The sequence below is a fragment of the Azospirillum mesophilum genome (genome assembly GCF_053470405.2).
In genome coordinates, this window is record NZ_JBPXMQ020000013.1 from 42,204 (window position 1) to 61,347 (window position 19,144).

The 19,144-nt window shown below is 66.0% G+C and carries 17 protein-coding genes; 10 read left to right on the forward strand and 7 right to left on the reverse strand.

From position 1 onward, the window contains the following. Positions 1 to 85: 85 nt before the first annotated feature. Positions 86 to 1,510, forward strand: coding sequence for an FAD-dependent oxidoreductase (locus ACSVC7_RS14320; RefSeq protein WP_448205010.1), 1,425 nt, complete (start codon positions 86 to 88; stop codon positions 1,508 to 1,510). Positions 1,511 to 1,526: 16 nt separating this feature from the next. On the opposite strand, the gene ACSVC7_RS14325 is transcribed toward ACSVC7_RS14320, so the two are convergent. Together ACSVC7_RS14325 and ACSVC7_RS14330 are read right to left on the reverse strand one after the other, a co-directional pair. Further along, complete coding sequence (locus ACSVC7_RS14325; RefSeq protein ID WP_448205011.1) at positions 1,527 to 2,543, reverse strand: hypothetical protein; 1,017 nt, start codon at positions 2,541 to 2,543, stop codon at positions 1,527 to 1,529. Between the two features lie 34 nt (positions 2,544 to 2,577). Beyond that, positions 2,578 to 3,858, reverse strand: coding sequence for an NAD(P)/FAD-dependent oxidoreductase (locus ACSVC7_RS14330; RefSeq protein WP_448205012.1), 1,281 nt, complete (start codon positions 3,856 to 3,858; stop codon positions 2,578 to 2,580). Between the two features lie 199 nt (positions 3,859 to 4,057). On the opposite strand from ACSVC7_RS14330, the gene ACSVC7_RS14335 reads away from it, so the two are divergent. The 7 genes from ACSVC7_RS14335 to ACSVC7_RS14365 all read left to right on the forward strand — a co-directional run bounded on the left by ACSVC7_RS14335 (position 4,058) and on the right by ACSVC7_RS14365 (position 12,059). After that, positions 4,058 to 5,401, forward strand: a complete 1,344-nt coding sequence (locus tag ACSVC7_RS14335; protein ID WP_448205013.1) for a glutamine synthetase family protein — start codon at positions 4,058 to 4,060, stop codon at positions 5,399 to 5,401. Between the two features lie 175 nt (positions 5,402 to 5,576). Continuing rightward, a complete protein-coding gene (locus tag ACSVC7_RS14340) occupies positions 5,577 to 6,677 on the forward strand; it encodes an extracellular solute-binding protein (RefSeq protein WP_448205014.1) in 1,101 nt (366 codons plus the stop codon). Positions 6,678 to 6,765: 88 nt separating this feature from the next. Beyond that, positions 6,766 to 7,917 (forward strand): ABC transporter ATP-binding protein, encoded by a 1,152-nt coding sequence (locus tag ACSVC7_RS14345; protein ID WP_448205015.1) that lies wholly within the window; start codon positions 6,766 to 6,768, stop codon positions 7,915 to 7,917. After that, the gene (locus tag ACSVC7_RS14350) at positions 7,914 to 8,837 is read left to right on the forward strand and encodes an ABC transporter permease subunit (protein ID WP_448205016.1); all 924 of its coding nucleotides are present in this window, start codon (positions 7,914 to 7,916) and stop codon (positions 8,835 to 8,837) included. Before ACSVC7_RS14345 ends, ACSVC7_RS14350 begins: the two co-directional genes overlap by 4 nt. Beyond that, positions 8,834 to 9,667 (forward strand): ABC transporter permease subunit, encoded by an 834-nt coding sequence (locus tag ACSVC7_RS14355; protein ID WP_448205017.1) that lies wholly within the window; start codon positions 8,834 to 8,836, stop codon positions 9,665 to 9,667. Before ACSVC7_RS14350 ends, ACSVC7_RS14355 begins: the two co-directional genes overlap by 4 nt. Positions 9,668 to 10,619: 952 nt before the next feature. Beyond that, the gene (locus ACSVC7_RS14360) at positions 10,620 to 11,636 is read left to right on the forward strand and encodes an agmatine deiminase family protein (RefSeq protein WP_448205018.1); all 1,017 of its coding nucleotides are present in this window, start codon (positions 10,620 to 10,622) and stop codon (positions 11,634 to 11,636) included. Between the two features lie 153 nt (positions 11,637 to 11,789). Further along, positions 11,790 to 12,059 (forward strand): hypothetical protein, encoded by a 270-nt coding sequence (locus ACSVC7_RS14365; protein ID WP_448205019.1) that lies wholly within the window; start codon positions 11,790 to 11,792, stop codon positions 12,057 to 12,059. Positions 12,060 to 12,067: 8 nt separating this feature from the next. Here ACSVC7_RS14365 and ACSVC7_RS14370 read toward each other — a convergent pair whose 3' ends face one another. Next, a complete protein-coding gene (locus tag ACSVC7_RS14370; RefSeq protein WP_448205020.1) occupies positions 12,068 to 12,490 on the reverse strand; it encodes a flagellar basal body rod protein FlgC in 423 nt (140 codons plus the stop codon). A 236-nt stretch (positions 12,491 to 12,726) separates the two neighbouring features. Between ACSVC7_RS14370 and ACSVC7_RS14375 the strand changes: the two genes are divergently transcribed. Continuing rightward, a complete protein-coding gene (locus tag ACSVC7_RS14375) occupies positions 12,727 to 13,554 on the forward strand; it encodes a PP2C family protein-serine/threonine phosphatase (protein ID WP_448205021.1) in 828 nt (275 codons plus the stop codon). Positions 13,555 to 13,558: 4 nt separating this feature from the next. On the opposite strand, the gene ACSVC7_RS14380 is transcribed toward ACSVC7_RS14375, so the two are convergent. Next, the gene (locus ACSVC7_RS14380; RefSeq protein ID WP_448205022.1) at positions 13,559 to 14,551 is read right to left on the reverse strand and encodes a DUF4384 domain-containing protein; all 993 of its coding nucleotides are present in this window, start codon (positions 14,549 to 14,551) and stop codon (positions 13,559 to 13,561) included. 230 nt (positions 14,552 to 14,781) lie between these two features. Between ACSVC7_RS14380 and ACSVC7_RS14385 the strand changes: the two genes are divergently transcribed. Then, positions 14,782 to 15,957 (forward strand): lysozyme inhibitor LprI family protein, encoded by a 1,176-nt coding sequence (locus tag ACSVC7_RS14385; RefSeq protein WP_448205023.1) that lies wholly within the window; start codon positions 14,782 to 14,784, stop codon positions 15,955 to 15,957. 9 nt (positions 15,958 to 15,966) lie between these two features. Here the strand turns inward: ACSVC7_RS14385 and ACSVC7_RS14390 are convergent, their stop codons facing one another. Genes ACSVC7_RS14390 through metG form a run of 3 tightly spaced genes read right to left on the reverse strand, consistent with a single transcriptional unit; the run spans position 15,967 to position 19,106 of the window. Next, positions 15,967 to 16,746 carry an MBL fold metallo-hydrolase gene (locus tag ACSVC7_RS14390; protein WP_448205128.1) on the reverse strand — a complete coding sequence of 260 codons (780 nt, stop codon included), beginning with the start codon at positions 16,744 to 16,746 and terminating at the stop codon, positions 15,967 to 15,969. Positions 16,747 to 16,751: 5 nt separating this feature from the next. After that, positions 16,752 to 17,549 (reverse strand): TatD family hydrolase, encoded by a 798-nt coding sequence (locus ACSVC7_RS14395; protein WP_448205024.1) that lies wholly within the window; start codon positions 17,547 to 17,549, stop codon positions 16,752 to 16,754. Between the two features lie 6 nt (positions 17,550 to 17,555). Continuing rightward, positions 17,556 to 19,106, reverse strand: coding sequence for a methionine--tRNA ligase (gene metG / locus ACSVC7_RS14400; protein ID WP_448205025.1), 1,551 nt, complete (start codon positions 19,104 to 19,106; stop codon positions 17,556 to 17,558). Between the last annotated feature and the right edge of the window lie 38 nt (positions 19,107 to 19,144).

The following is a 19,144-nucleotide window of genomic DNA, read 5'->3' on the forward strand; positions in this document are numbered from 1 at the left end:
CCTCCCGCGCTTTCAGCGCGGGCCCCTCCCTCTCCCATCGGAGATGGGCGAGGGGAGTGACGAAGCGCCCAAGAAGGAGAAAGCCGTGCCTGTCCTGAAACGACCCACCCATCCGGAAACCGTCACGCTGCCGCCACGCCGGGCCACACGCGTGGGGCGCTGCCAGGTGCTCGTGGTCGGTGGCGGGCCGGCTGGTCTCGGCGCCGCCATCGGCGCGGCGCAGGCCGGCGCCGACACGATCCTGGTGGAGCGCTACGGCTTCCTCGGCGGCAACGCCACGGTGGCGCTGGTGATGCCCTGGATGAGCTTCTACACCCAGCGCGGCTCGGTCGCGGTGGTCGACAACACCCGCCTGATGCCGCAGGACCACGGCCCCGGCGAACCCGTTGTGGGCGGGGCGCTGGCGGTCTTCCTGGGGCGCCTTTACGCGAGCATGGGCGCCATCCCGCCGTCCCCGGACACCGGCTTCACCGTCCCCTTCGACCCGGAAGTGCTGAAGGTCACGGCGCAGGAGATCCTGGACGAGGCGGGCGTGACGGTGCTGCTGCACGCCTTCGCCTCCACCGTCCTGGGCGAGGAGGGGCGGCCGAACGCCGTCGTGTTCGAAACGAAATCCGGCCCCGTGGTGATCGAGGCGGACTGCATCGTGGACTGCACCGGCGACGGCGACATCGCGGCGCTGGCCGGCTGCGCCTACGAGGTCGGGCGGGAGGAAGACGGCCTGACTCAGCCCATGACGCTAATGTTCCGCATGGTCGGCTTCGACCACGACGCCTTTTCCAGCTTCGTCACGCAGAACCCGACCCAGTGGCGCGGCGTCCATGGCCTGTGGGACTTCGTGTCCAAGGCCACGGCCAACGGCGACCTGACCCTGACGCGCGAGGACATCCTGTTCTTCGCCACGACCCACCCCGGCGAGATCGCGCTGAACTGCACGCGGGTGACCGGCGTGCTCGGCACCGACGTTTTCGACCTGACCCGCGCGGAGTGGGAAAGCCACCGGCAGGTCGCGCAGATCGCCGCCTTCCTGCGCAAATATGTCCCCGGATTCGCCCAGGCCTACAACTGCCAGACCGGCACCGGGATCGGCGTCCGCGAGACGCGGCGGATCGTCGGCGACTACGCCATGACGGCGGACGATGTGCTTGGCGCGGCCAAGTTCGACGACGCCATCGCGCGCGGCACCTACCCCGTGGACATCCACAGCCCGACCGGGCAGGGCACGGTGCTGAAGCGCGTGCCCTCAGGCGAATGGTACGAGGTGCCGATGCGCGCGCTGCTGCCCAAGGGGGTGGACAATCTTCTGGTGGCCGGCCGCTGCATTTCCGGCAGCCACGAGGCCCATTCCTCCTACCGCGTCACGCCCACCTGCATGGCGACGGGGCAGGCGGCCGGCGTCTGTGCGGCCATGGCGGCGCAAAGGCAGGAGCGGTCGCGCGACATCGCGGTCGGGGCGGTGCAACGGGAGTTGCTGCGCCAGGGTGCCCTGCTGCGCGAGCCGGGCGCCTGAGAACAGGCGGGAGAAGCTATTTCCGCTCCCAGACCTTCGTCTCGATGTAGCGGTTGGCGAGGAAGCGGTAGGTCTGCTTCTGCAACTGCTCGACGGCCGGCGATTTCTCGATGGGCGTGCTGTCCCAGGCCTGGAGCAGTTCCTCCCACTCCAGCAGCTTGGCGCGCAGATCGTCGCGGATCTTGCGGATGAAGCGGACGGTGGTGTCGAAGGAGCGCAGCGCGCCGACGACTTCGCCGGTCTGCGCGTCCGCCTGTTCGAAGATCGCGTCATAGCCCTTGATCGGCTTCTGGATCAGACCCTGCATGCGGGCGATCTCGCTGCAGAAGGTGCGGTCGGTTCGGTAGAGCTGGCCCAGCTTGGTCAGATTCACGCTGATGGCGCGAATGTGGTTGAAGCGGTCGCGCAACGCTTCGATGTAGGACAGTTCCTGAGTCAAATCCTCGATGCGGTCGGTCAGGAACTGCTCGTAATTGTCCGTCAGGCCCATCTTCGCGGCGATTTCCGCGAAGGCGGTCTTCATGCGCTGCTTGGTCTGCGGATCCTCGACGACCTGCTCCAGCTCGTCGGCGTCCACCACGATCATCTCGCTGCCGGTGATCCAGGAGACGAGCTGCACCGTCAGGCGCCCCTTGGCGATGGCGCGGTGCTTGTCCTCCACCGACCAGGAGGCGCGGCCGTCCAGCAGCTCGCCCGGGATCTGCTCGCCGGGGCGGATCTGCTTCACGTAGTTCAGGCCCTTGGTCACGATCTCCAGCAGGCGGGCGTCGTGGCTGTCCTCCTTGATGTCGAAGGACTCTTTCAGCGTGTTGAAGGGCAGGGCCGCCTTCAGGTCGCCCAGCAGAATGTGCAGGACGGGCTGCTTGGCGCCCGGATCCAGGCAGAAGAAGGCGCCCGAAATGCTGAAGATCTTGTGCTCGAAGTCGAAATGCGTGTCCCGCATGGGGGCCGCCGGCGCAGCTTCCTCGGACGGCTGCGCCGCGGCGGCGGTCGCCGGGTCTGGTCCGGAGTCGGTGTCGGTTGCGTCGGTCATCGTCGTGAAATCCGTGGGGACAGTGGTTCGGAGACTACAGCATATCCCGCAGCCGGAACCAGAGCATCGCGAGGACAAGCGCCGGTGTGCGGAAACGCCGTCCGCCGGGGAAGGCCTGATGGGGCAGGCGGGCGAAGACGTCGAATCGCTCCGCCGTGCCGCGGATCGCCTCCGCCATCACGCGGCCCGCCATGCCGGCCAGCGCCACGCCGTGCCCGGAATAGCCGTGCGCGAAGCAGGTCGTCGGTGACAGGCGTCCAACCTGCGGCATGCGGTTCATGGTGATGGCGACGTGGCCGCCCCAGAAATACTCCACCGCCGCGCCGCGCAGCTGCGGGAACACGGCCAGCATCTTGGAACGCATGGTCTGCCGCACCCCCGGCGGATCCATGCCCGAATAGCTGACGCCGCCGCCGAACAGCAGCCGATGGTCGGCCGAACGGCGGAAATAGTTCAGCACCAGATTCATGTCGCTGACCGCCGCGTTGCCGGGCAGAAGGGAGGCGGCGGTCTCCGCCCCCAGCGACTCGGTGGCGATCAGGTAGGTGGCGACCGGCATGATCATCGTGGACAGCCGCGGCGCCAGCGTCCCCAGATAGGCGTTGCCGGCCAGCACGAGAAAGCGCGCCCGCACCGTCCCCTTCGGCGTGGTCGCGCGCGGCTCCGCGCCGGTGTCGATGGCGGTGACGCGCGAGTCCTCGAAGATGCGCACCCCCGCCTTCGCGGCGGCCCCGGCGAGTCCCAGCGCGTAGTTGAGCGGGTGCAGGTGGCCGCTGCCGGAGTCGAACAGGCCGCCGACATAGGCCTCGCTGTTTACCACCCCGCGCACGGAGTCGCGGTCGAGCGCGCGGACCTGCCCATAGCCATACTCGCCGCGCATCTCCCGCTCCAGCTCCGCCACGTCCGCCATGTGGCGCGGCTTCACCGCGGCGTAGAGGAAACCCCAGGTCAGGTCGCAGGCGATGCGGTGGCGCTCGACCCGTTCGGCCAGCAGCGTCTTCGCCTCCTCGCCCAGGTCCCACAGGCGGCGCGCGTCCTCCTTGCCGACCCAGCGTTCGATGGTCGCCATCGGCTTGTTGTAGCCGGTGATGATCTGCCCGCCGTTGCGGCCTGACGCGCCCCAGCCGACGCGCTGCGCCTCCAGCAGCACCACGTCGAAGCCGCGCTCGGCCAGTTCCAGCGCCGTCATCAGGCCGGTGTAGCCGCCGCCGACCACGCAGACGTCGCACGACAGCTCCCCCTCCAGCGCCGGGTGCTGCGGCTGCGGAGTCGCGGTGTCGGCGTACCAGGACCGGAGGTAGGAGGGCTTCGGCATCCCTGCCGAGGTAGGGGAGGGACCCCCGCCCCGTCAACCTCTCCGTGGGCTCCCCGTGGGCTCTGCATGGCCGTCCACACGTTCATCTGGACAGGATCCACCTTCCCCTCTGGCGCGAACCGCCGGTCCGCGCTCATATTAGGGGGCGACATCCACAGCAGGGAGGGGCTGCCCACCGTCCGGTGCGGTCCATACGTTCATGGGTTTCATGGAAGACTTCATCAAGAAGAACCGCATCACCGAAGTGGAATGCCTCGTGCCCGACATGTCGGGCATCGCGCGCGGCAAGATCGTTCCGGCCGAAAAGTTCCTGCGCATCCTGCGCGACCGCGGCCTGCGCCTGCCCGAGGCGATCTTTGTCCAGACCGTCACCGGCGAGTATCCGGAGGACGACACCGTCACCTCGGACGAGAATTCCGACATCTACATGATCCCGGACGAGCGGACGATCCGCTTCGTCCCCTGGTACGAGGAGCCGACCGCCCAGGTCATCACCGACTGCGTCTACGCCGACGGCAGTCCGGTGGACTTCTCTCCCCGCCACGTGCTGAAGCGCGTCCTATCCCTGTACGAGGAGCGCGGCTGGAAGCCCATGGTGGCGCCGGAGCTGGAGTTCTTCCTCGTCCAGATCAACAAGGACCCCGACTACCCGCTGGTGCCGCCGGTCGGCCGCAACGGCCGCGTGGAGAGCGGGCGGCAGGCCTTCGGCATCGACGCGGTGAACGAGTTCGATCCGATCTTCGAGATGGTCTACGACTTCTGCGAGGCGCAGGACATCGACATCGACACCCTGACCCACGAGGCCGGGGCCGCGCAGATCGAGATCAACTTCAACCACGGCGACGCGCTGGAGTTGGCCGACCAAGCTTTCCTGTTCAAGCGCACGGCGCGCGAGGCCGCGCTGCGCCATCAGGTCTACGCCACCTTCATGGCCAAGCCCATGCAGAACGAGCCGGGCAGCGCCATGCACATCCACCAGTCGGTGGTGGACGCAGAGTCGGGCCGCAACCTGTTCTCCGAAGCCGACGGCGGCGACAGCAAGCTGTTCATGGCGCACATCGCCGGTCTTCAGAAATACCTGCCCTACGCGATGCCCCTGCTGGCGCCGAACGTGAACTCCTACCGGCGGCTTGTGCCGAACTCCGATGCGCCGATCAACGTGCATTGGGGCCGCGACAACCGCACCACCGGCCTGCGCGTGCCGGTCTCGCCGGCCGACTCGCGCCGTGTGGAGAACCGCGTCGCCGGGGCGGACGCCAACCCCTACCTCGCCATCGCCGCGTCGCTCGCCTGCGGCTACCTCGGCATGGCGCAGGGGCTGGAGCCGACGGATCCGGTGAAGGGCTCCGCCTACCGTCTGGCCTTCACGCTGCCCCGCCACCAGGGCGACGCGCTTCAGAAGTTCAACGCCTGCAAGCCGCTGAAGGACGTGCTGGGCGAGAAGTTCCTGGACGCCGTGACCTGCGTGAAGGAGGCCGAGTACGAGGCCTACCACCGTGTGATCAGCTCCTGGGAACGCGAGAACCTGCTGTTGAACGTGTGACCCGATTCCGTCCCTCTTCCGTCCCCGGCTTGAGAGGGGGCGGGAGAGGGATCTTCGCACCCGCAAATCGTTGACAACCCACCCCTTCGTGGGTGCAATAACGGCCGCGCTGGGGACGCCGTGCGGAGCGCGCCGCACCCCTGTGAAACAACAAAGAATTCGGGGGCACTCTGTGATGAAACGACTCGCTCTCAGCCTCATCGGCGCGGTGGCCGCCGTCGCTCTGGCCGGCCCGGCGATGGCCCAGGCCAAGAAGCCCGTCAACATCTACATCTGGAACGACTATCTGGGTGAGACCACGCTGGCCGACTTCACGAAGGCCACGGGCTACGAGACCAAGGTCGACCTGTACGACAGCCTTGAGCTTCTGGAGCAGAAGGTGCTGGTCGGCAAGTCGGGCTACGACGTGATCGTTCCCACGGCCGAGCCGACCCTGTCGCGCATGATCCAGGCGAAGGTCGTCGCCCCGCTCGACAAGTCGAAGATTCCGAACCTGAAGAACGTCGATCCGAAGGTTCTGAAGCTGCTGGAGAACTCCGACCCCGGCAACAAGTTCGCCGTGCCCTACCTCGGCGGCACCGTCGGCATCGCCATCATCCCGGAGAAGATCAAGGCCGTCGCCCCCGACGTCCCGCTGGACAGCTGGGACCTGATCTTCAAGCCGGAGGTGGCGAAGAAGGTCGCCTCCTGCGGCATCACCGTCATGGACTCCGCCATCGACGTGATCCCGTCGGTGCTGAACTATCTCGGCCTCGATCCGAACTCCCAGAAGAAGGAGGATCTGGACAAGGCCGAGAAGACGCTGATGTCCGTCCGTCCCTACATCAAGCAGTTCGTGACCGGCGGCAACATCAACATCCTGGCGGCCGGCGATGCCTGCGTCGTGATGTCCTACAACGGCGACGCCATCCAGGGCGCCGCCCGCGCCGAGGAAGCCAAGAACGGCGTGAAGGTCGAGTACGTCACCCCGAAGGAAGGCGTGCAGGTCTGGTGGGACACGCTGGCCATCCCGGCCGACGCCCCGAACAAGGCCGGTGCCTACGAGTACATCAACTTCGTGCTCGACCCGGCGAACATCGCGGCCATCTCCAACAAGGTGAACTACGCGAACGCCGTCCCCGCCTCGCTGGCCAACGTCGACGAGGCGGTGAAGTCCAACCCGGCCGTCTTCCTGCCGGAGACCAGCAAGGTGAAGCTGTTCTCCCTGAAGCCGATCAGCCAGTCCACCGATCGCGCCCGCACCCGCGTCTGGACGAAGGTCAAGACCGGCAAGTAAGCTGGTCCCGACAAGAGCACGCACACCAAGCGCCCCGGCCGGTCCCACAACGGGAACGGCCGGGGCGTTCCCGTGAGAAGAGGACCCGATGGCCGTCCAGCCGATCCGCAAGCCCACGCGCTTGGTACCCTGGCAGGATCCCGCGCAGACGCCCTACGTGCGCATCGAGAAGGTGACCAAGACGTTCGGCGATTTCGTCGCCGTGGACGACGTCAGCCTGTCCATCTACCGGGGCGAGTTCTTCGCGCTGCTCGGCGGGTCGGGCTCCGGCAAGACGACCCTGCTGCGCATGCTGGCGGGATTCGAGACGCCGACCGAGGGCAAGATTTACATCGACGGCGTCGACATGGCCGGCATCCCGCCTTACGAGCGGCCGGTCAACATGATGTTCCAGTCCTACGCGCTCTTCCCCCACATGACGGTGGAGCAGAACGTCGCCTTCGGCCTGAAGCAGGACAACGTGCCGAAGGCCGAGATCCGGGAGCGGGTGGGGGCCATGCTGGATCTGGTCCAGCTCGGCCGCTTCGCGAAGCGCCGGCCGCACCAGCTCTCCGGCGGGCAGCGGCAGCGCGTGGCGCTGGCGCGCTCCCTCGTCAAGCGGCCGAAGCTGCTGCTGCTGGACGAGCCGCTGGGCGCGCTCGACAAGCGCCTGCGCGAGCAGACCCAGTTCGAGCTGGTCAACCTCCAGGAAAAGCTGGGCGTCACCTTCATCGTGGTCACCCACGACCAGGAGGAGGCGATGACCATGTCCAGCCGCATCGCCGTCATGAACCACGGCGTCATCGCCCAGACCGGTACGCCGACCGAGATCTACGAATACCCGCAGTCCCGCTTTGTCGCGGAATTCATCGGCTCCGTGAACATGTTCGAGGGCAGGGTGGTGGAGGATCAGGCCGACCATGTGCTGATCCGGTCGGAGGACGCGGGCTGCGACCTCTGCATCAACCACGCCGTTGCGGTGCCGGCGGGCGCCACGGTGGCCGTCGCCGTCCGTCCGGAAAAGATCGCGCTCAGCAAGGAGCCGCCGCCGGGCGCCGACGGGCGCAACCTCGCCACCGGGATCGTGCGGGAGATCGCCTATCTTGGCGACGTGTCCATCTATCTGGTGGAGCTGACGACGGGCAAGACGGTGCGCGTGACAGCGCCCAACGTCGTGCGGCGGACCGAGATGCCCATCACCTGGGACGACGAGGTCTACCTGACCTGGCGGCCCTTTGCCGGTGTGGTGCTGACGCAATGATGAACCTCCTGCGCCGGGTCGGCCTGTGGGGGCGGGGGGCCGTGCTGGCCGTTCCGTACCTGTGGCTGCTGCTGTTCTTCCTGGTGCCGTTCCTGATCGTGTTCGGCATCAGCCTGTCGGAGTCCATCATCGCCCAGCCCCCCTACGCGCCGCTGGTGCAATGGCTGGTGGACGAGGACGCGGGCACGTCAAAGCTCCAGCTTCTGCTGAACCTGACGAACTACCTGCGGCTGGGCGGGGACGATCTGTACGTCCTGGCCTATCTCAACTCGGTCAAGATCGCGCTGGTCACCACGCTCTGCTGCTTGGCTCTCGGCTACCCCATGGCCTACGCCATCGCCAGGGCGGAGCCGGCGAAGCGCGGGCCGCTGATGATGCTGGTGATCCTGCCCTTCTGGACCAGCTTCCTGATCCGCATCTACGCCTGGATCGGCATCCTGAAGGCCAACGGCGTGCTGGACAATGTCCTGCGTTGGACCGGCCTGACGACCGAGCCCTTCGAACTGCTGTATTCCGACTGGGCCGTCTATCTCGGCATGACCTACTGCTATCTGCCCTTCATGGTCCTGCCGCTCTACGCGACGCTGGAGAAGATGGACCCGACCCTGCTGGAGGCGGCGGCCGACCTCGGCTGCCGCCCGTGGAAGGCGTTCCTGACGGTGACGCTGCCGCTGTCGCTGCCGGGCATCGTTGCCGGGTCGCTGCTGGTCTTCATCCCCTCGGTCGGCGAATTCGTGACTCCGGAACTGCTGGGCGGGCCGGACACGCTGATGATCGGCCGCGTGCTGTGGAACGAGTTCTTCGCCAACCGCGACTGGCCGGTGGCCTCGGCGGTGGCGATCGCACTGCTGCTGTTCCTGGTGGTGCCGATCATGGTCTTCCAACATGTTCAGGGCCGTCAGGCGGAGGCCGAGCGATGAAGCGGATGGGGTTCCTGGCCTGGGCGCTGTGGTTCGGCTTCGCCTTCCTGTACGTGCCCATCATCCTGCTCGTCGTGTATTCCTTCAACGAGTCGCGGCTGGTCACGGTGTGGGGCGGCTTTTCGACGAAGTGGTACGGGGAACTGCTTCACAACGACCAGCTTCTGGGCGCGGCTTGGCTGTCGCTGGAGGTCGCGGCCATGTCGGCGACGGTCGCCATGGTTCTGGGCACCATCGCCGGGCTGGCGCTGGCGCGCTTCGGGCGGTTCCGCGGACGTACGCTGTTCGGCGGCATGATCACCGCCCCGCTGGTCATGCCGGACGTCATCACCGGCCTGTCCCTGCTTCTGCTGTTCGTGGCGATGGAGCAATTCATCGGCTGGCCCGACGGGCGCGGCGTCACCACCATCACCATCGCGCACACGACCTTCACCATGGCCTATGTGGCCGTCATCATCCAGTCACGCCTCGTCAGCATGGACGAAAGCCTGGAGGAGGCCGCGATGGACCTGGGCGCGCGCCCGGCGAAGGTGTTCTTCGTCATCACGCTGCCGATCATCGCGCCGGCCATCGTGTCCGGCTGGCTGCTGGCCTTCACCCTGTCGCTCGACGACGTGGTGGTGGCGAGCTTCGTCTCGGGGCCGGGCTCCACGACGCTGCCGATGGTCATCTTCTCCAGCGTGAAGTTCGGCATCAGCCCGCAGATCAACGCGCTGGCGACCCTGATGGTCCTGGTCGTCTCCGCCGGCATCTTCATCGCCAGCCTCGTGATGGCGCGGCAGGAACGGCAAAAGCGGCAGGATGAGCAGATGGCGGTGCAGGGCGGGTGACGTTTCCCGCTCCCCGCATCTGCACAAGCACCGCATAAAAACCTCGCCCGCCTCCGGCGGGAGAGGGAGGGGCCCACCGCAAAGCGGTGGGAGGGTGAGGGCAAGGTGTCCCCGAGAAGCCTGCGCTTGCGTTGCCTGGATTTTCGGGCTGACCTTGCCCTCACCCTCCCGCACCTTCGGCGCGGGCCCCTCCCTCTCCCATCGGGGATGGGAGAGGGAATAGGGCGTCTTGATCCGTTTCCGGAGTCCCGCTACTCTCGAAACGCCAACGCTACACCTGTGCCTCAAATCATTCGCACCACCAGAGCCCGTGCACGGCGTCACGCGCCATGTCCTCCGGACATAGCGCCTGTTGATTCGTGCACAAACCGTTGTGCATCCGGTGCACAATGGACGCGCACGAACAACGCGCATCAAGCCGTTGCCGCTAAACGGAAATGGATGCATACGTCCCATTGTGCAGCCCAAGCCCTCGGCACAATCCGCCCAAGGGCGCACAATCACTGCCATGCGCCAGCCGCATAGGGGATGCCCAAACTGTCCCTCTCGCCCAACAATCCCCAAAAGCACGCCTGCGAACAGTTTGACCGGCTTCGCCCCGTACCTGCCCAAAGGTGAAGGGCAGAGACCATACCCGTTACCGGGGGTGGCCGCGGGCTGTTGTACTTGCTATCTTGTCATCATCTGCAACAGCGAAAGAGGCCGCATCGTGCGCGCGCTTTTATGGTTCCCCATGCTTCGTCTTGGTTTTTCAATGCCTTTCGCGGCCTCTGTCCGCCGCTATTCGGACCGCCCGCCCTCCCGCCGCTGAGCGGTCGAGCGCTAGCCCTTTCGGGCTCCCTGGTGGCCGTTGCCAAATCCGCTTTCCCATGGTTAGGGTGATCCGGGACAAATGACGCACAGGTCCAGGAAATAGGGCCGGCGTTCTACAGGATCGTTGGGAGACTTCGGGATGACGACACCGGCGGCGGAAGGCTTCACCATGCCGGGCGAGTGGGAGCAGCACGCGCGCTGCTGGATGGCATGGCCGTGCCGTCCGGAAACCTGGCCCGAAGGGGCCTTCGACGCCGCCACCGCCGCCTACACCGAGGTCGCCCGCGCGATCAGCCGGTTCGAGCCGGTGACCATGGTCTGCGATCCCGCCGATGTTGCCGACGCGTCGCTCGCCTGCGGCCCCGGCGTGGAGATTCTGCCGCTGCCCATCAGCGACTCCTGGATCCGGGACACCGGCCCCAGCTTCGTCACCAACGGCCAGGGCTTGGTGGCCGGCGTGCATTGGCGCTTCAACGCCTGGGGCGGCAACTATCCCGGTTGCGAGAAGGACAAACAGGTCGGTCGCCTGCTTCTGGAGCATTTGGGAATGCGCCGGTTCGAGGCGCCGCTGGTGATGGAGGGGGGCTCCTTCCACATCGACGGTCAGGGCACGCTGCTGACCACCGAACAGTGTCTTCTGAATCCCAACCGCAATCCGAACCTGAGCAAGGCGGAGGTCGAGGGGCAGTTGAAGGACCAGCTCGGCGTGTCCACGATCATCTGGCTCGGTGAGGGGTATCAGGACGACGAGACGGACGGGCACATCGACGAGATCGCCTTCTTCGTGAAGCCGGGGGTCGTGATGGCGATCACCACCGACGACCCGGGCGACGCCAACTTCAAGGCATTCCAGGACAATCTCGACCGGCTGAAGCGCGCCCGCGACGCCCAGGGCCGCGAACTGGAGGTGATTCCGGTGCGCCAGCCGGCCCGTCGCGACGAGAACGGCGTGCGGCTGACGCTGTCCTACACGAACCTGTACATCGCCAACGGCGGCATCGTCATGCCGGCCTTCGAGGATCCGGCCGACGACGACGCTTTCCGGGTCGTGCGCCGGGCCTTTCCGGACCGTGAGGTCATCCAGATTCCGGCGCTCGACATCGTTCGCGGCGGCGGCGGCATCCACTGCATTACCCAGCAGCAGCCCGCCGCATAGCCGACTTTGCGCCCGACGGGCCGCACGGCGTGGGCGAGGGCAGGGCAGCCTTTCGCCCCATAATCCCCGGCTCCGCACGAAACGCAGCTTGAATCTGCGCCCGCCTGAGCGCATTCTCTTAACATGCAGTTAAACCCGCTCCAGATGCCACAGGTGGCAAAGCCCCAACCGCCGATCACCCCGGCGGTGCAGATGGCTTTGTCCCCGACGGTGCAGGCGGCGCAGCAGACGACCACCACGGTCCGCACGCAGACGATCCAGGCGCCGCAGGCAGCCGGCAAGGCGGACAACCCGCGCGACGTGCGCAGCGCGACCCAGACCGGACAGGCGCTCGACACCCAGGCCGCGGCGCTGAACGCCCGGACGAATGGGCAGGGCTATGGCGCGCGCAGCCGCGGGTCGCTGCTGGACGTCACCGTATAATCGGCCTCTCAGACCTTCGAATCGAGCAGCGATTTCAGCATATCGTCCTGCGTGCGGACGACCGACAGGTTGGCCTGATAGGCCCGGCTGGCGGCGATCTGGTTGACCCGCTCGCGCGCGGGATCGACGTTGGGGGCCGCGACCATCCCTTGATCGTTGGCGAAGGACGCGTCCGGCTCGTACTCCGGCAGATAGGCCGGGGTGATGGGCTTGAACACCGCGCGCGTCCCGGCGCCCTCGGCCCCGGCGCGTTGCTCGGTCTGCACCACGTCCAGGGGCTGATAGGCGCCCGGTTTGCCGGCCGGGACGTTGCCGGCGGAGTCGGGTAGGGCGCCTTTGGTCAGGGCATTGGCGGTGTTCGACGCCGACGCTTCGATCCGGCGGGTTTGCGCCATCATGCCGCTGGCCGCGATGGAAAGGGAACCGGACATGGTCGTGCACTCTCGCGAGTGTTGGATGCACCACTCTACCACCCAGGCGCGGGAATGGCACGCTTTGTCCGATCCATCAGCTATCCTGGCGGTTGAGAAAGCCTTCGCAATTCGTTGAAATCACCGAAAGCGGCTGTATCTTTCCCGGCGCTTGCGCCATTATCAGGTGCGGAGCGCGGGCATTTCCTCGCGCTTCCGCTGGATGCTGCGCCTGTGTTTCCGGAGCCTTTCGCGTGATGTTCCACTCCGCCTTCGACATGATTGCCGCCGGGCGCACCGACGTCGGCCGCACGCGGTCGCGCAACGAGGACAGCTTCCACCTCAGCGCCGAGACGGGCATGGCCGTCGTGTGCGATGGCATGGGCGGACATGCAGGCGGCGACATCGCCAGCCGTATGGCTGCGGAGGCCATCGCCGACTTCATCCACGAATTCAATCCGGGCGAGCCGGCCAAATTGGCCCCGGCGGCCCCCGCGGACGACGATTGCACGCTGTCGGAATCCTACTCCGTGGAACCGGCTGTGCAGAACGCCATGTCGGTCGTGCGCTCCGCCGTGCAGATCGCCAACAAGCGCATCCACACCCTGAACGTGGAACGCGGCTTCGCTGAAGGGCGGGGCATGGGCACCACGGTCGTCGGGCTGTGGCGGGTGCCGGGGACGGGCAAGGTGATCGCCTTCCACGCCGGCGACAGCCGGCTGTACCGCCTGCGGGATGGCGAGCTACGCCAGCTCACCCGTGATCACAGCCTCTATCAGCTGTGGCTCGACAATGGCCGGCGGGGCACCGCTCCGCACAAGAACATCATTGTCCGCGCGCTGGGCACCGGGGAGCATGTGGATCCGGAAATCACCGTCCACAATCTGATGCCGGACGATGTCTACCTGCTTTGTTCCGACGGTCTGAACGGCATGGTGCCCGACGCGGCGATTGCCCGCATTCTCGACCGGGAGCCACGGCACCAGCCGGAGGAAAGCTGCATCCGGCTGATCGACACCGCCAACCAGGCCGGCGGACACGACAACATCACCGTCGTCGTCTCGCGCTTCGCGCCGCGCGCGTGAGCCTCTACGGCGCGCCGGTCGTGATGAACCGGGCGTCGGCCAGAGCCGTAACGCCCGCCGTGTCCAAGGCCCGCTTCAATTCCGGCAGATAGGCCGCGGCCGCTTCGGCCTCGGGTCTTGGCGTCGGGAACAGCGGAGATGCGCTCGCCACCACAACGACCAGTTCGCTGCCGAAAGGCGGGCCGATGGACCAGAATCGGCCTCCGGCCTTCCGATCGCCCAACCGGCGCACCGCGCGAGGCTCCACCCAGGCGCTCGGCTCCAGCGGGTTGGGAAGCAGGTGCACCACATTGCCGTCTGTGGTGTAGTAGTCGACCTGCAAATGCGCCGGGAAATCCGGCCCAACAACATCAAGCACGAGGTCCTGGCCGCCACGGATGGGATCGTCGGGCGTGCTCAGATGAATTGATACGGACCCGGATGCCGATCTGTTCGCCACACGCAAGGGACTGAGCAAGGACAAAGGTTCGCAAAGGGCAGGGGCCGCAAAGCGCACCAGATCAACGACGGGCCAATCCTGAACGTGATCCTGCACAATGGCTTTGATCCGCGACCGCAATCCATCGCCGCCGGCTGCTGTGCCTGTGACCGTCACGCTACCGTCTTGAAACGCAACATCGATCATTCCGCACGGCAGGTCCTGCAAGGCCATGCGCAACGTATCGAGATAAGGTGGGGTCGGGGGTGCGTCCGGCACGGTCTCGGCGAGCGGCACCGGAACCGGTTCACTCGCTGGCAGGCTTTCAACAACTGGTTCCGCCGGCGCGGGTGGATTGGATGCTGTTTGTGCCGGAACCTCCGGCACGGGCTTCAGATCAGCCAGTGGCTGTGGTTGTTCGCTGGATGACACCGACGGTGTCGTCGCAACGGCCATCTCGACGGGCGGGGTTGGGGCCGGTGGGTCCTCTTGGTGCCAAAACGCCACGAAGGCGATCATCGAGGCGACCGTCGCCGAGACGACCAAGGGCATTTTTTTGAACCCGCGCGCTCCGTTCACCACGTCGCGTCCTTCAGATGTACGCAGAACCGTTGTACCGCGTTTCCCAAAAGCGTCCAAGGGTGGAGCATTCATCGGGTTGCCCTGGGACGTGCGATTTATCGTATAACCTCGATTATGGAAAATGTTGCCATGGAATGGAGCGGGGCGCTTTTCCGTCTCTTCCGGTCTCCGGGCCAATGGACTATCGTCGCGCCCTCGCATGTGCATCATACCGAAGGCTGCTCCGCATGGCTCGTTCCTCGTGGTTTCTCGGCTCCGCGCTCGCGCTCTGCCTGCTGCCGATTTCTGCGGACGCCCAGACGCCTGACTGCGCCAAGGCCGCGACTCCGGCCGACCGAACCGTCTGTTCCAGCGCCGACCTGAAGGTCGTGGCCGAAGACGTGGCGACGGTGCTGCGCGAGGTTCTCGACAACACGCCCGTGTCGGAACGCGATGGCGTCCAGCGCACACAGCAGGCCTTCACAGCCGATCGCGAACGGACCTGCAGCGATAAGTCATCCATCGCCGCTTGCCAGAAGCTTTATGAAAAGCGCGCGGCCGAACTTGCTGATCAGAACACGGCGGCACAGAAGAAACTTTCGACCATCGTCGCCGGCGTTCCCAAGGATCCGAAGGCAGCCGCCGCCGCACTCCAACGCTACGACGGCGGCGTCGCCAAGGCCTGGCTTGTTTACCTGTACCACAGCGGCACCGTCCCGGTGGCCGACAAGGACGAAACCGTTCGCAAGCTCGTCGCGGCGGTCATCGAGCGCGGCTTGCCAAACGATCCCTATCTCCTTGAAGAAATGAAAAACCTGGGCGACGTCGCCAGCGCCCCCACGGGCGCGATGCTGCTGTTCCTCCGTCACGTCCTGTCCACGACGGAAATGGACGCGCCCTGCTTTCTGTTCACCAAGCATGGTCAGCCGGCGTTCGAGGCCTTTGGCGCCTTCTGGGGCAATTCCCGCGACGAGACGCCGGGACTGTGCGCGCCGCCATCTTCCGTCTACGATCTCCCGGAATGGAAAAAGGTCGCGGAACTTATGGATTCCGCCGTTGAACCGGCACTCGAAGAGCGCGGCAGCATCCGCGAGGGTTATGAGCGCCAGTTCGAAGTCGATGACCTCCAGGCCTCCATGGTGCCCAGCACGCTGCTCGAAGCGCCGCTGTCCAACGAGGCGAGGAAGATGGCCGAACAGCGCCAGCGTGCCGTCGCCGCCTTCCGCAACTGGAAGGACTTCGACGTGTGGCCGGAAGCCAAATACAAAGCAGCCGTGAATGCCCTGCCCTCCGCTATCGCGGCAACGGCAAAGCTCTACCGCGAAAAATTCGGGCTGCTGCCTCAGACTGCCGATCAGGCTGCCAAGGCCGCCGGGGACCGCTTCATCGCCGGCCGGCTGGGCCTTTTCATGCCCGATGATTGATCCGCCGGCTCAGAGGTCGATGACGAGCCCGTCATAGGCGGGCTCGACGCCCGGCGGCAGCAAGCGGCACACGGCGTCGTAGTCCATGGTCTGGTCCATGTGGGTCAGATAGGCCCGCTTGGGCTTGACCCGCGCGATCCATTCCAACGTCAGCGCCAGATGCGCATGGACCGGGTGCGGCGGTTCCACCCGACAGCAATCGACGATCCACACGTCGACACCTTCCAGCGCCGCGAAAGCAACTTCATCCAATCTGACAACATCGGTCGAATAGGCAAAGTTATCAAGCCGATAACCGACGGTCTTCGAGTAGCCGTGATCCTGTTCAAACGGGATGATGGGCAGCCCCCCCACCGCAAACGGTCCGTCGACGGCGTGCGCCTGCAGCACCGGGCGATAATAGGGGTCGCCAGGACGCAGGGGATCGAAGCAATAGGAAAACCGCGCCTGCAACTCCTCCAGATGCTCCGGAAAGCCGTAGGCGTCGATGGGCGCGTGCATCATGCGGCACAGCTCGCGCAGTTCGTCGATGCCGTGGCTGTGGTCCGCGTGCGAATGGGTCCACAAGACGGCGTCCAGCCGCCGTACATCGGCGTTCAGCAACTGCTGACGCAGATCGGGAGAAGTGTCGATCAGCACGCTGACAGCGCCCTGCCCTGCCTCCCGTTCGACCAGGACCGATGGCCGAAACCGTCGGTTCTTGGGGTTGGCCGGGTCGCACCGCCCCCAGTCACCGCCAATCACCGGCACTCCGCGTGAACCGCCGCAGCCGAGGACGGTGACCCGCATTCCGGTCATGCGGCGACCTGCTTGGCAGGGTCGGCACGTTCGAACAGGCGGAAAAAGTTCTCCGTCGTAAGCCGGGCCAGTTCAGCGGCATCCACGCCCTTCAGTTCCGCCACGCAGGCGGCGGTGTGGGCGACGTAGGCAGGCTCGTTGCGCTTGCCGCGGAACGGCACCGGCGCAAGGTACGGCGCATCGGTTTCGACCAGGATACGGTCGAGCGGCACGTCACGAACGATGGCCCGGAGGTCTTCCGACTTCTTGAATGTGACGATGCCCGAAAGCGACAGCGAAAACCCAAAATCAAGAGCGTCTTCCGCGAGTTGCCGGCCGGAGCTGAAGCAATGCAGCAAGCCTTTCACCGGCTGTCCGGCTGCCTCCTCACGGACAATCCGCATGGTGTCCTCGTCAGCGTCGCGCGTGTGGATGATCAGCGGAAGGCCCGTTTCGAGGCTCGCGCGGATGTGCCGCCGGAAGCACTCCTGCTGCACGTCGCGAGGGCTCTTGTCGTAGAAGTAGTCGAGCCCCGTCTCGCCCAGTCCGATGACCTTCGGGTGCTTCGACAGCTCGACAAGGCGCTCGACCGTGACGAGTTCGAACTCCTCGGCCGCTTGGTGCGGGTGAACGCCCAGCGAGCACAGCACGTCGTCGTACCGCTCCGCCACGGCGAGGATGCGGTCAAACCGGGACAGGTACGTGCAGATGGTGACCATCCGCCCTACCCCCGCCTGCCGGGCGCGGTCGACGACCGCGTCCAGCTCCTCGGCGAAGTCGGGAAAATCGAGATGGCAATGGCTATCGACCAGCATCGTTCTTCAGCTCTTGGCTTCTTCCACAAAGCGCGGGAACACACCCTGCGGCGCGGGCAGCGGCGTCCCAGCCACGAGCGCCCCGCCCGGCCCCAGACGGTCGAACCCGCGGGCGTCCGGACCCTGGGCCAGCTGATCCAGGATCTTCGCCGAGGCGTCCGGCATGATCGGCTGCGTCAGGATGGCGAGATGGCGGATCGTCTCCGCCAACACATACAGGACAGTGCCCATCCGCGCCGGATCGGTCTTCTTCAGCGCCCAGGGGGCCTGTTCGTCCACATAGCGGTTGCCGTCGCCAATCACCGCCCAGATCGCGTCCAGGGCCTTGTGGAAGGCCTGAACACCGATCTCCGCCCGGACGACGGGCAGCAGGTTGTGCGCGGCGCCCAGCAGCGCGTTGTCGGCCTCCGTGAAGGGGCCGGGCTGTGGCACGGCTGCCCCGCAGTTCTTGTTGATCATGGACAGCGAGCGCTGCACGAGGTTCCCGTAATCGTTGGCGAGGTTGCCGTTGATCCGTTGAACCATCTGCTTGTGCGAGAAATCGCCGTCATTACCGAACGGCACCTCGCGCAGGAGGAAATAGCGCGTCTGGTCGAGGCCGTAGGTGGTTACCAGCGTGTCGGGCGCAATCACGTTGCCCAGCGACTTGGACATTTTCTGTCCCTCGATGGTCCACCAGCCGTGCGCGAAGACGCGCTTGGGCGGGGCGAGGTTTGCCGCCATAAGGAAGGCTGGCCAATAGACGGCGTGGAAGCGCAGGATGTCCTTGCCGACCATGTGCAGGTTGGCCGGCCAGTACTTGGCGTACTCGCCGCCCTCGTCCGGGAAGCCGACGGCGGTGATGTAGTTGGCCAGCGCGTCCAGCCACACGTACATGATGTGGTCCGGGTTGCCGGGCACCGGGATGCCCCACTTGAAGGTCGTGCGGCTGACCGACAGATCCTTCAGCCCCGACTTCACGAAGGCGATCACCTCGTTGCGCTTGCCGGCCGGCGCAATGAAATCGGGGTTCTTCTCGTAGAACTCCAGCAGGCGGTCCTGCCAAGCGGACAGGCGGAAGAAGTAGGAGGGCTCCTCCACCCATTCGCACTCCGCACCGGTGGGGGCGATCTTCTTGCCGGCCGGCGAGGTGGTCAGCTCGTCCTCGCCGTAGAAGGCCTCGTCACGCACCGAATACCAGCCGGCGTAGGAGCCGAGGTAAATCTCCCCGGCCGCTTCCAGGCGGCGCCACAGCTCCTGCACGGATTTGATGTGCCGGGGCTCGGTCGTGCGGATGAAGTCGTCGTTGGAGAAGTTCATCAACGACACGAGGTCGCGGAAGTTCTTCGACACACGGTCGGTGAATTCCTGCGGCATAATGCCGGCGTTCTGGGCCGACTTCTCCACCTTCTGGCCGTGTTCGTCCGTGCCGGTCAGGAACTTCACATCATGGCCGTCCAGGCGCATGAAGCGGGCCAGCACGTCGCAGGCGAGCGTGGTGTACGCGTGCCCGATGTGCGGCACGTCGTTCACATAGTAGATCGGAGTCGTCAGGTAATAGGTCTTCGACCCGGCCATGTCAGGTGCTCTCCCGAGAGTTCGCCGGCCCGGCCAGC